The sequence below is a fragment of the Brenneria izbisi genome (assembly GCF_025840185.1).
Taxonomy (GTDB): Bacteria; Pseudomonadota; Gammaproteobacteria; order Enterobacterales; family Enterobacteriaceae; genus Brenneria; species Brenneria izbisi.
This window is the reverse complement of record NZ_JAMPJU010000002.1, coordinates 452,944-466,547: the sequence shown is the minus strand read 5'-3', so window position 1 is coordinate 466,547 and position 13,604 is coordinate 452,944. Positions and strand designations below refer to the sequence as shown.

Here is a 13,604-nt window from a genome sequence, read left to right as displayed (position 1 = left end):
TTTCTCCTGTTCCCGCGCCTGATTTTACTATCCCCGCGCAGGCAGGGATCATCAGGTTGCAATAGCGGTTTTTGCGGGTAGCTGTGGGTTAGGCTTCATGCCGGGTGTGCAGCATATAGTTAACATCCACATTCGGGCCGAGCTTGAAGTGATCTGTCAGCGGGTTGTAATGCAGTCCGGTGATATGCTTCTCACGCAGCGGGGTGCCATCAACCCACGCGATGAGTTCCGCCGGGCGGATGAATTTTTTGATGTCGTGCGTGCCGCGCGGCAGTATCTTCAGAATGTATTCCGCGCCAATCACCGCCATCAGCCAGGCTTTGGCATTGCGGTTAATGGTGGAGAAGAAAACATGACCGCCCGGTTTGACCAGTCTGGCGCAAGCCTGAACCACCGACTGCGGATCGGGTACATGTTCCAGCATTTCCATGCAAGTGACGACATCGTATTGGCCCTCATGCGCCTGCGCATGAGATTCCACGGTTTCCTGGATATAATTCACCGTCATACCGCTTTCCAGCGCGTGTAAACGTGCGACCTGCAAGGGTTCGGCGCCCATATCCAAGCCGGTTACCTCGGCGCCTTCACGCGCCATACTTTCGGCCAGAATGCCGCCGCCGCAACCGACATCCAGCACGTTCTTGCCAAACAAGCCTTCCGAGCGCTGAGCAATATAGCCCAGACGCAATGGGTTGATACGGTGCAACGGTTTGAATTCGCCTTCCAGATCCCACCAGCGGGAAGCGATCGCCTCGAATTTGGCGATTTCTTGCTGGTCGACGTTTTGGGGTTGATTTTCAGCGTTCATGTCAATCACGACCTTTGTTATCTTCGATTACACGCGAGTATATAGATACCGCACACGATGTTGTAGCGCTCGATGTAGCGATCAGCGATGGGTATCGGCACGCCTGAGCTCGCGTCGCTGGTTTCTTCCGTGCGGGGAGTTTCCCCCGAATCGGCGGTTTGTGATATACTTTTTCACCTTTTGAACTCGGGTAGATGCATAAATAGAGGGATAGCGGCTCCATGAGCGACCTTGCCAGAGAAATCACACCGGTCAACATTGAAGAAGAGCTAAAAAGCTCGTATCTGGACTATGCCATGTCCGTTATTGTCGGACGTGCGTTGCCGGATGTTCGTGATGGACTAAAACCGGTACACCGTCGCGTACTGTTCGCGATGAGTGTATTGGGGAACGACTGGAACAAGCCTTATAAAAAATCAGCCCGCGTTGTCGGGGATGTGATCGGTAAATATCACCCGCACGGCGACTCTGCCGTTTATGAAACCATCGTGCGTATGGCGCAGCCTTTTTCATTGCGCTACATGTTGGTTGACGGACAAGGCAACTTTGGTTCGATTGACGGCGACTCCGCCGCGGCCATGCGTTATACCGAAATACGCATGTCGAAAATCGCCCATGAACTGCTGGCCGATCTGGAAAAAGATACGGTTGACTATGTGCCGAACTATGATGGCACAGAGCAGATCCCTGACGTCATGCCAACCCGTATCCCCAACCTGCTGGTTAACGGATCTTCCGGTATCGCGGTCGGGATGGCGACCAATATTCCGCCCCATAACCTCACCGAAGTGGTGGACGGTTGTCTGGCCTATATTGACGATGAAAACATCAGCCTTGAAGGTCTGATGGAACACATTAAAGGGCCGGATTTTCCGACCGCCGCCATCATCAATGGTCGACGCGGTATTGAAGAGGCGTACCGCACCGGGCGCGGCAAGATTTACATTCGCGCGCGCGCTGAAGTGGAGGCCGATGCTAAAACCGGGCGCGAAACCATTATCGTGCATGAAATCCCCTATCAGGTGAACAAAGCGCGCTTGATTGAGAAGATTGCCGAACTGGTAAAAGATAAGCGTATTGACGGTATCAGCGCGTTACGCGATGAATCCGACAAAGACGGTATGCGTATCGTTATTGAGATCAAGCGCGACGCAGTGGGCGAAGTGGTGCTGAATAACCTCTACTCCCAGACGCAATTGCAGACTTCTTTCGGCATCAACATGGTGGCGCTGCATCAGGGCCAGCCGAAGATCATGCCGCTGAAAGATATTCTGGCCGCCTTTGTGCGTCACCGCCGCGAAGTGGTAACGCGCCGCACCATTTTTGAACTGCGTAAAGCCCGTGATCGCGCTCACATTCTGGAAGGTCTGGCGATTGCGCTGGCGAATATCGATCCGATTATCGAATTGATTCGTCGTGCGCCGTCACCGGCGGAAGCGAAAGCCGGGTTGCTTGCCCAATCCTGGGAACTGGGTACGGTGGCGGCGATGCTGGAGCGTGCGGGTGATGACGCCGCGCGTCCTGAGTGGCTGGAGCCGGAATTCGGTATCCGCGATGGCCGTTATTATCTGACCGAGCAGCAGGCGCAGGCGATTCTGGATCTGCGTTTGCAGAAACTGACCGGCCTTGAGCATGAAAAGCTGCTGGATGAGTACAAAGATCTGCTGACTCAGATCGCCGAATTGCTTTATATCCTCAACAGCCCGGAACGTTTGATGGAAGTCATTCGTGAAGAACTGGAAGCGATTAAAACGCAATACAGCGATGAGCGTCGTACTGAGATTACCGCGAACACCGCCGACATCAACATCGAAGATCTGATCAACCAGGAAGACGTGGTCGTGACCTTGTCTCATCAGGGGTATGTGAAATATCAGCCGCTGACTGACTATGAAGCCCAACGTCGTGGCGGGCGCGGCAAGTCCGCCGCGCGCATTAAGGAAGAAGATTTCATCGATCGTCTGCTGGTGGCCAATACCCACGATACGATCCTGTGCTTCTCCAGCCGTGGCCGCCTGTACTGGATGAAGGTGTATCAATTGCCGGAAGCCAGCCGCGGTTCCCGTGGCCGTCCGATCGTCAACCTGCTGCCGCTCGAAGCGGATGAACGTATCACTGCCATTCTTCCGGTGCGTGAATACGAAGAAGGTCGCCATGTGTTTATGGCCACCGCCAGCGGTACGGTGAAGAAAACCGCGCTGACCGAGTTCAGCCGTCCGCGCAGCGCTGGTATTATCGCCGTTAATCTGAATGACGGTGATGAACTGATCGGCGTTGATGTGACCGACGGCACAAACGAGGTCATGTTGTTCTCGGCGGAAGGTAAAGTGGTGCGCTTCTCTGAACAAGCGGTACGCTCTATGGGCCGCACCGCGACCGGGGTGCGCGGCATCAATCTGCAAGGCGAAGATCGCGTCGTTTCCCTGATTATTCCGCGCGGCGACGGCGATATCCTGACCGTGACGCAGAATGGTTTCGGTAAACGTACCGCCGTCAATGAGTACCCAACCAAGTCACGCGCCACGAAAGGGGTTATCTCCATCAAGGTCAGCGAGCGCAACGGTAAAGTGGTGGGCGCCGTACAGGTTGACGCCGCCGATCAGATCATGATGATCACCGATGCGGGAACGCTGGTTCGCACACGCGTGTCTGAAGTCAGTATCGTGGGCCGTAACACCCAGGGTGTGACATTGATCCGCACGGCGGAAGACGAAAATGTGGTGGGTCTGCAACGTGTTGCCGAACCGGTAGAAGATGAAGAGTTGGATGGCGTGGTCAACGTTGAAGGCGAAATCGCTGAAGACGAAGGCATGGCCGACGATATCGACAACGATGATGATGTGGCGGAAGACGACGAATAAGTCTCCGTTTTATCGATAGTAGCTTGAGCCGGCGTGTGATGCGCTGGCTTTTTTTATGCAGGATCGGTAGTGTATCGGCAGGGTTATGGCGCTGGTTAATCTTTTTCTCAATTCAACGGTATCCACTTGAAATATCTCGCCTCGTTCCATACGACATTAAAAGTTTCCCGTTACTTGTTTCGGGTGCTGGCAATTATGCTGTGGGTGCTTGGCGCGCTGATATCCGTGTTTTATATCAGTAATGCACTGAATAAAAAAGAATCAGAACTGCGTCAGGAATATAATCTGAGTTTCGATCAATCGCAGGGATATATTCGCCACGCCGCTGATATCGTCCGTGAGTTAAAATATCTGGCCGCCAACCGTCTGGTGGGGACGCCGGAAAAATCAGCGCGTCCGATAGAGGAAGATCCCGGCCTGTCCATTTATTCACTGGCGCCCGGCGCTGATTGCTTTACCGGCGATGAGGGAACTTACCATCCGCTGGAATCCTTAAGTGATTTCTTCAATGGTTGGCGAGAAAATTTTTCAGCCGTATACGATCTTAATCGGGTATTTTTTGTCGGCGGCGATCAACAGTGCATGGTGGATTTTGGCATTCGCAATCAGTCGCTGGATCGCGATAACCTGCTAAAAAATGTCCAGAATCGTTTTCAGGAACAGAAAAATGCGATTCAGACGCCAGCACGTGATGAAACCGTCTACTGGATTACGCCCGCACAGGTAGCCGATGTGGGGTATCTATACGCGCTGACGCCTATTTATGTGGGGAATAAGCTTGAAGTGATCATGGGAATTGAACAGACCATTCGTCTGGATGATTTCGTTTCAGTCGGTAAATTCCCGATCAGCGCACAATTGATTAACCAATATAACCAGCCCGTTCTACAGTTTTCCGAAGGAAAAGGCAGTTATATTCCTTCCGCCAGCACCAACCCGATAGATCATAACTATTTCGGCTATGTGAACGGGTATGATGAAATCATCCTGAAAAAGAGCCTGCCGCCCACGGCGTTCAGTATTATTTATTCGCTTCCTTTGAAGGTATTGTTGTCCCATATCAGTACGCTGATCATTAATATGGCGTTGCTCAATACGCTGTCAGCCATCTTACTGTTTGTACTGGCATGGATCTTTGAACGGAAAATGCTGTTGCCCGCCGAAGTGAACGCGTTCCAGCTAGAGGAAAATGAGCAGTTCAACCGTAAAATCGTCGCTTCCGCGCCGGTCGGCATCTGTATTCTGCGGATTAACGATGGCACGAATATTCTCAGTAATGAACTGGCGCATAATTATCTGCATTTGCTGACGCATGAAGATCGGCTGCGAATTACCCGTATTATTTGCGAGCAGCAATCGAAATTCGTCGATGTAATGACCAGCAGAAATCATCATTTGCAAATCAGCTTTGTACATTCCCGCTATCGTAACGAGAATGTGGCGATCTGTGTGCTGCTTGACGTTAGCGCGCGGGTGAAAATGGAAGAGTCGCTACAGGAAATGGCCAATGCCGCGGAGCAGGCCAGCCAGTCTAAATCGATGTTTCTGGCGACAGTGAGCCATGAATTGCGCACGCCGCTGTATGGCATCATCGGTAACCTGGATTTATTACAGACGAAAGCGTTGCCCAAGGATGTAAGCCGTCTGGTTGCGGCGATGAATAACTCTTCGGCGCTGTTATTGAAGATCATCAGCGACATTCTCGATTTTTCCAAGATTGAGTCAGAGCAACTGAAAATCGAACCCAGTGAGTTTGCGCCGCACGAAGTGATCAGCCACATCACCAGCAACTATTTGCCGTTGGTAGTGAAAAAACACCTTACGCTCTACTGTTTTATTGATCCGAATGTTCCTGTCAGCTTGTCGGGCGATCCGGTGCGTTTGCAGCAGGTGCTGTCCAACTTGTTAAGTAATGCCATCAAGTTCACCGATACGGGATGTATTATTTTTCAGGTGGGTTGCCGGGACGGTTATCTGGAATTTCTAGTGCGTGATACCGGCGTGGGTATCCAGTCGCGTGAAGCGGCGAAGCTGTTTGATCCCTTCTTTCAGGCCGGTAGCGGCGTGCAGCGCCATTTTCAAGGTACCGGGCTGGGGCTGGCGATTTGTGAGAAGCTGGTCAATCTGATGGACGGAGATATCTCGATCGAATCGGAGCCAGGGCTGGGCAGCCAGTTTGGTATCCGAATTCCGCTTTATAAAGCGCGTTATGTTCCGGTTTCCATCAATCCCTATCTGCAAGGGAAAACTTGCTGGCTGATGGTGCGCAATACCCGACTGGAGTCTTATCTGCTTGCCTTTTTGCAGGAACATGGCTTGTACGCTTTCCGTTATCAGCATCAGACCATCGGCAGCCATGATGTGATTATCAGCGATTATCCGGCGCCTGCATTATTCGATGCCTTTACGCGGATCGAGATCTGTGGCTCACATATGGGATCCGCGCAGGAAATCAGCCCTGGGTACTGGTTGCATAGCACCTCCATGCCGCAGTATTTGCCGGATTTGCTTGAAAGAATATATCGTCCGAAAACGAAAGACCTCTCATCCTCATTGTCCACGCCGCTGACCAATTATAACCGCACCGAAAATGGCGATATCATGATTCTGGTGGTGGATGATCATCCGATTAACCGACGGTTGTTGGCGGATCAGCTTGGTTCACTGGGGTATATGGCGATGACAGCCAATGACGGGGTTGATGCGTTGAGCGTGTTGGCTAAACATCATGCCGATATTGTGCTGACAGATGTCAATATGCCGAATATGGATGGTTACCGGTTGACTCAATGCTTGCGAGAGCAGGGACAACGCTTCCCGGTGATTGGCGTGACGGCGAACGCGCTGGCTGAAGAGCGGCAGCGCTGTCTACAGGCGGGTATGGACAACTGTTTATCCAAACCCGTCACACTGGATATTCTGCAACAAACGCTGTCCTATTACAGCGCAGAGGTGCGTCAATCCAGAGCAACCTCCGCAACCGGATAAACCGCCTTTCCTGTAACAGCGGGCGGAAAGCCAGCCATCCCCATCAGGCAACGGTGACCGTTGCCTGATTTCGCATCGGTCACCGACGGCTTTACTCGCTCTTTTCACTTGAGGCGGGACCGCCGTTGACGGAAGAGAGGTAGTTGAGTAGAGCGATATCGTTATCAACGCCCAGTTTGGTCATCGCTGATTTCTTTTGGCTGCTGATGGTTTTGATGCTGCGGTTGAGTTTCTTAGCAATCTCGGTTACCAGGAAACCTTCGGCGAACAGGCGCAACACTTCGCTTTCTTTCGGCGACAGACGTTTGTCGCCGTAGCCGCTGGAACTGATTTTTTCCAGTACTCTGGAGACGCTTTCCGGCGTAAATTTTTTGCCTTTCTGTAGTGCCGCCAATGCCTTAGGTAAGTCGGTCGGCGCACCCTGCTTCAGCACAATCCCTTCAATATCCAAATCCAGAACCGCACTTAAAATGGCCGGATTATTGTTCATAGTCAGAACGATAATGGAAAGATGGGGGAAGTGACGTTTGATGTATTTGATTAAGGTAATGCCATCGCCATATTTGTCGCCAGGCATGGACAAATCGGTAATTAATACATTGGCGTCCAGTTTTGGCAGATTATTGATCAGTGCGGTTGAATCTTCAAATTCACCCACAACGTTGACCCACTCAATTTGTTCAAGCGACTTTCTGATGCCAAAAAGGACAATAGGATGGTCGTCGGCAATAATTACGTTTAGATTACTCATCGGTTAGGTTACTCATATTGTTGGCTACCTTGCTGTAGTAATGCACTGACAAATCGTTCAATTTCATGAAGGTCATCTTGGATCTGTACACTGTCATGCGCGGTAATATGCTGTTCAAGCTGCTCACACAACTGTTTGCCGGGATAGAGATTCAACATGGCAAACACGCCTTTCAGCCGATGTGCCGTTTGCGAAAGTGACATAAAATCGTCATCTTCCGCTTCAGTATACAGTCTCTTTAAATCATCGGGAACTGTCTCAGTAAACAGCGAAAAATAGTCACTTGACGCCAATTGAGCAGCATAAAACGCCGTATCATGCTCATCCGCTGCCGACTCCGTATCCGCTGTCGCTTCCAGTTGCTGTTCAATCAGTTTCAATAAGGCTTCCAGCAAAAGCTGGCTGATATTGTAATTTGTCCGCAGCCGGTTTGGGGCCAGAGAAATTATCGTCAGATCATCGCTACTGAGTAATATAGAACCATCGGTGGCTCTTTCTGGATCGTCAGTGATGCAGATATCTATTTTCTCATTAATCTGCCGTTCATCATCAATGAAATAATTGGCGCCCCAGCCTGTCAGAAGATGACTGACAATGTGCTGTACTTCATCGGCGGTGATATCCAGCATTACCGTAATGCCGTCCAGCAGCTTTTCTTCCTCGACCGGAAGGGCGTCGGGCGTCATTTTTACCGTCACAATAAAGTGGGTGCCAAGCCCCGGTTTACTAGTAATATTCAACTGACCGCCAAGTTTATGACACAGTTGATTACACAGAAACAGGGTTAATCCTGAATTTTGTCCGAAGCGATCACTGGTGGTCGGATTAAGGAACGGGTGATGAAGGTTATCCTGTTCAGTTCCCGATATTCCTGCGCCGGTATCGCTGATTTGCACCATAAGCTGTTCCGGTATGCTTGGATCGGTGGTGACCGAAACGGTAATTTTGCCGTACTCCGTATTGGTAATGGAATAATTCAGCAACAATGACAAGGCCTTTTTCAGTAGTTCGCCATCACCGATAAATGTTTGATTGATATCAAGTTTATAGTGATTGAACAGGCAAAGCCCTTTCTGGTTAATTCGTGGCAGCCACTCCAAGAGCAGGCTATCTATCATCGCCAGCGGAGAGAAACTTTCATTAACGCGTTTCCACTCTTGAACTTCCAGCTTTTCTTGCAAGGCGATATTGTCCAGCAGTTCAATGGCACAGGCGATATCTAGCGTCAGTTGCTCAGTCAACTGCTGCCGCTCGCCCTCGTCATCGGTGTGGCGAATAGTCTGTAGATTTTTATCCAGTGACAGCAAGGGTTGTTTGAATTCGTGCAACAGGTTTTTAAACAGATGTTTTCTGGCCTGCACATTTTTCTCATATTCACGCTGGGCCAGTTGGAGCTTTCTATTCACCAGGATCTCTTTATCTTGCTCGCGCAGCAGGAACAGGCAATAGTCGGCGGAATATTGGCTACGGAACTGGCGAATTTCAAACATCTCATTATTCACTGTTACCTGAATCACCCCTTGATGTTCATCTGCCATATTAGCGACTTTTTGCAGACTCAGATGCGGTAATAAATGTTCCGCCAGTTCGTTTTGCACAATCACTTTGTTGCTGCCGAAGTCATAAATCAAGACACCCATCGGAATACGGGTGATAGTCTCATGATATATATTCAGCTGTTTACTCAGTTTGAGGGAGAGATCCTCTCCCGGAAGCGCATATTTCTGTCGGAAAAGATAGAAACCGGCAATGGCGAATATCAATAACGCCAGATTGAGTAAGAGCAGCCAGATATTACTGCGCAGGGTATCGGTAAGCAGCGTTTTTATCGGGATTTGAAAAACAATCTTCACCGGCGCATTCACCAGCGGCGACGATATTTCAAGCAGCGCGCCGCTTAACCGGGTAACTGACATATCTTCGCTGCTGCTGGTATCAAAACTTGTGGTTGAAGGCACATCCTGCCGCAACTGAAGACTTTCACGCGGCAGGGTGGACGGAATTAGATCGTTGATTGGTAAATCGAAAGCAAGAATGGTTGCCAGATGACCGGGCTGATTGAACGTGGTGCGCAGCGTGAAATAGTAATCGTTATAAAAACGCAGCTTACGGATCGGCGAGAAACTTTCCCGCTCATCCAGCGCGTTGGCCTGTTGAAGCATTTCCGTTCTGCGCGCCTCGGCGATAGCGGTAATGTAGCTGCCACGGAATTGAGATGAGATGTCCTTCAACGTTTGAGTCGAAATCATCGTCAGGCTGTTATCTATCCCGTTCAGATAATACATGGAGTAGACGTTAGTTTCCGCCCCCCACAGAATATCCAGCGTCCGGGAGATGCGGCGGACGGCATTCAGCGTTGATGTATCATGCTGACCAAATACCAGCGCGTCCGTTTTTTGACCATTCTTTTCCACGTAAAAGACATTGGGCATCAGGCTGATGGCGCTGACATCATTTTCGTCGGTGGACGATCCATTATTCAGACCGCCATAAATCTGATAAGTGAAAAAACGATAAGTATCAATGCGTTTTTGCATACCTTGCGTCAGATCGGTCAAGGCAAGTTTCTTTTCCGCCAGCCAGTTGCCGAGGTGATTATAGACAAACGTACCGGTTACGACGCACAGCAGTAAGGCGAGCAGAGCAAAATAACGCATGATGATGGCTGGCATTGATTAATGCTCCTGATGACGGGTAATGGCTCGTGCGCTGGCGCACACGATCAGCAACAGCAACGCGACGCAACCAAAAGCGAGCGACAGGCTGCTGAGTTGGGCGATAAACCCTAATAGCGTCGGGCCAACCAGAATACCAGCGTAACCTACCGTTGTAATGGAGGCGATAGCCAGATTCGCCGGCATGATTTTCTGATTACCCGCCGCACTGAACAGAATCGGCACTACGTTTGACGCGCCAATCCCCACCATGATGAAACCAAGAATCGATGTCAGCGCGTTGTCGATACTGATGGTCAACAGCAGACCCAATGCGGCGCAAAGGCTCCCGCCCGCCAGGATAGCGTAGCGTCCGAGGGCGTTGACCACTCGATCGCCGCTCAGTCTGCCGATGGTCATCGCCACAGAAAACGCGGCGTAGCCGATTCCGGCTTGCGCGCTGTTCAGATGGCGTTCGGCGGTTAAAAACAGCGCGCTCCAGTCCAGAATCGCCCCTTCCGCCAGAAACATGATGAAGCATAACACGCCGATAAACATGACCCAGCCGCGCGGGATCGCAAACATCGGGCCGCCTTCAGTGTTATTGGCGGCGCGCAACAGGTGTGCTTGCGCCACTGACATCAAGACCAGCAGCAAGGCGACAATAACCAATAGCGCCATCAGCGGCGACAGCCCCAGCCACAGCAAGGCGCTGACGCCGCCGGCGCCGACAATCCCGCCGACACTGAAGAAACCGTGAAAACCGGACATCATGGCCCGACCGCTTGCGCGTTCGACAATGACCGCCTGAATATTCATTGATACGTCAATCATGCCGATCGCCGCGCCAAAAAAGAGCAACGTAACGGCCATGACCGGGATGGTGTCGGCCTGCGTCAACATCGGCAGAATAACACACAGAAAAGCGCTGGCGGTCAGGATGATGGCTCGGCAGCCAAACTTGCTGGTGAGCAATCCGGTAAACGGCATCGCCAGCAGCGAGCCAATTCCCAGAGAGAGCAGCAGCATGCCTAAAGAAGCGTCGTTGATGTCCAACCGATGTTTAACAAAAGGAACCAGCGGCGCCCAGGCAGCCATAGCAAAGCCTGCGACAAAAAAACTGATGCGGGTGGCAGCCTGGGCTTTTCGGCCAGGTTGTTGTTCGGTACATAACGATGCGGAGTTCAGCGCTGTGCTCATTTCCTTGGCGACACTATCGGATAGACGTAATAAGGGCTTCTTTCTACCATAATTAACTTATTGAATCGAAGGATTCATGCTTTATCGACGATGCCGCGATAGATTATCAGATAAGTTAACGTAACTTGCGTGAAAGATGCTCACTTGCCGACCGATTATTGTGAACCTCGCCGCCCGTTGAACGGTGTGCTGTAACTCAGGGAGACGATATTATTTTCGGCGATATTTTTTTAAGAGATAGGGTTGTCAGCGTTAAAAAAAGCCGGTTACCAGGAACCGGCGAGGGAAATAAAAGCAAAATTAGAGCAATAATGATGAAAAGCTATTTTAGTTTTTACAGGTAAAACTGTTTTGTCGTTTCATGCGATCGAAATGCCGATCTTAATCGATATATGACATCCAGAACGGGATAATCACTGTCGGTGACTACATAACAAAAGAAAATGGGCGCGAATATAAAAAATGGCAAGTCTTTTAAGATGATTGGTTGTTTTTTAAATATCAATTGGTTATGGTTTTTTTTGCGCCACGATTTATACGTTAAATAATTCAAGCCGCCGGAGGGCGGCAAGTGGAAAAATCGCGGTTAACTGACTAAAATAGATGACCCAGGCGGCTGGGTGCGGCTAATTTTTCTGCAATTTGAAGTGTGGCAGGTATATATTTGTTGGGTCGGGTTTTACCGGCTTTATTAATGGGTTTTTAATAAGTTCATTTAACGAAAATTAATTTTAACGATAGCTGAAATGGTTATTTTATATCATAGTGAACATTTCCATTTGAAATGGCGTTTATTAGCATCACTTAAGCGCGACGATGTATATCTTCTTTTTTTCCTTAGTAATCTCTCATTATCCTCAATAACCTCTCACCCAAAACGTTTTTTTTTGCCGTATAATCCTGTGTTTTACGCTAGTTGCCGGGGTTAGGGTGAAACAATTTTCCGACCTGTTGCGTCATATGCAGCAGGATTTACGCCAACCACAACCTGAGCGAGCGGGGTTCGGACAGATAACACGTTCATTGACGCTCAGCGAACCGTCTGAGCTATTGTCATGGCTGGCTACGCAGCCTGCGTATCCGCAGTTCTACTGGCGGCATCGCCAGGATAGTGAAGAAGCCGCGGTGTGTGGGCAGGTTTGTGGATTTCATCATATTCAGGAAGCGGAAGATTTTCTTGTGCGGCATGGCGGCGACCACCCTGTGCGCGTCTGGGGATTGAATGCCTTTGACCAGACGCCGCGTGATCCTCGTTCCGGCATATCCCCCGGCTATCTTTTTCTGCCCCGGGTGGAGCTATTGCGGCAGGGAAATACGTTAAGCCTGCGAGTGAATTTATTCAGTGAGACATCACTCAGGCAGGATGCGGATAAAGCCGCGGCGTTCATCAAGTTCTTGCTGCCGATGCGTCCGTTGCCGCCTTTACAGGCACAAGCGAGCAACGTCGATCATCAACCGGATCGTCAGCACTGGCGTAATCTGCTGCAACTGGCGCTGCACAATATCGCGGCTGGAGAAATGGAGAAGGTGGTGTTGGCGCGAAAGACCACCCTGACGCTGAAACAGCCGTTGCAGGCGACCACCTTTATGGCCGCCAGTTGCGCGGCGAATCATCACTGTTTTCATTTTATGCTGGCGCACGATGCGCGACAGGCTTTTCTCGGTTCCAGCCCGGAGCGGCTTTATCGTCGTCACGAAACACAGCTTGAAACCGAAGCGTTAGCCGGCACGGTCGCCAGCGATAAATGTGATGAAAAAGCGGCGGCATTGGCGCAGTGGCTGATGAAAGACAGCAAAAACCAATGTGAGAACATGTTGGTGGTGGACGACATCTGTCAGCGGTTACAACAGTCGGCGTTGTCGCTGGATGTCATGCCGCCGGAAGTAGTGCGGCTACGCAAAGTACAGCATTTGCGCCGCACGATCCAGGCAACGCTGAGACAGTCTTTTGATGCCGCGTGCCTTGACGATTTGCAGCCGACCGCCGCCGTCGCCGGTTTGCCCAGGCACATCGCCCGGCGCTTCATTACCGGGCACGAACCATTCGATCGCGGCTGGTACGCGGGTTCCGCCGGTTATCTGTCCCGTCGCCAGGCGGAATTTTGCGTCGCACTGCGTTCGGCGCAAATCCATGACAACATGTTGACCCTGTATGCCGGGGCTGGGATTGTGGCCGGATCTGATCCAGAGCAAGAATGGCAGGAGTTGGAAAATAAGATCGCGGGCCTCAAATCACTGTTAGACGGCGATATGTCATAGTTTTGTTTTATCTTTGTTGTACCCGGCACGGGTTTATATCAAAGTTGGCGCTATGAAAAAAAATATAATTACCGTCAGAAACC

The 13,604-nt window shown here is 50.7% G+C and carries 7 protein-coding genes; 3 read left to right on the top strand and 4 right to left on the bottom strand.

Annotated elements, in window-relative coordinates; translation table 11 throughout:
* Positions 1-88: 88 nt before the first annotated feature.
* Positions 89-808 (bottom strand): bifunctional 2-polyprenyl-6-hydroxyphenol methylase/3-demethylubiquinol 3-O-methyltransferase UbiG, encoded by a 720-nt coding sequence (gene ubiG, locus NC856_RS04855; protein WP_264089294.1) that lies wholly within the window; start codon positions 806-808, stop codon positions 89-91.
* 221 nt (positions 809-1,029) lie between these two features.
* On the opposite strand from ubiG, the gene gyrA reads away from it, so the two are divergent.
* On the top strand, positions 1,030-3,669 hold the full coding sequence (gene gyrA, locus NC856_RS04850; RefSeq protein WP_264089293.1) for a DNA topoisomerase (ATP-hydrolyzing) subunit A: 2,640 nt from the start codon (positions 1,030-1,032) through the stop codon (positions 3,667-3,669).
* 126 nt (positions 3,670-3,795) lie between these two features.
* Positions 3,796-6,657, top strand: a complete 2,862-nt coding sequence (gene rcsC, locus NC856_RS04845; RefSeq protein WP_264089292.1) for a two-component system sensor histidine kinase RcsC — start codon at positions 3,796-3,798, stop codon at positions 6,655-6,657.
* A gap of 91 nt (positions 6,658-6,748) precedes the next feature.
* Here the strand turns inward: rcsC and rcsB are convergent, their stop codons facing one another.
* The 3 genes from rcsB to NC856_RS04830 are packed head-to-tail and all read right to left on the bottom strand — an operon-like array spanning position 6,749 to position 11,262.
* Positions 6,749-7,408, bottom strand: coding sequence for a response regulator transcription factor RcsB (gene rcsB, locus NC856_RS04840; protein ID WP_264089291.1), 660 nt, complete (start codon positions 7,406-7,408; stop codon positions 6,749-6,751).
* A gap of 8 nt (positions 7,409-7,416) precedes the next feature.
* Positions 7,417-10,080, bottom strand: coding sequence for a phosphotransferase RcsD (gene rcsD / locus NC856_RS04835; protein WP_264089290.1), 2,664 nt, complete (start codon positions 10,078-10,080; stop codon positions 7,417-7,419).
* Positions 10,081-10,083: 3 nt separating this feature from the next.
* Positions 10,084-11,262, bottom strand: a complete 1,179-nt coding sequence (locus NC856_RS04830) for an MFS transporter (RefSeq protein ID WP_264089289.1) — start codon at positions 11,260-11,262, stop codon at positions 10,084-10,086.
* Between the two features lie 930 nt (positions 11,263-12,192).
* Here NC856_RS04830 and menF point away from each other — a divergent pair.
* Positions 12,193-13,521, top strand: coding sequence for an isochorismate synthase MenF (gene menF / locus NC856_RS04825; protein ID WP_264089288.1), 1,329 nt, complete (start codon positions 12,193-12,195; stop codon positions 13,519-13,521).
* Positions 13,522-13,604 lie beyond the last annotated feature (83 nt).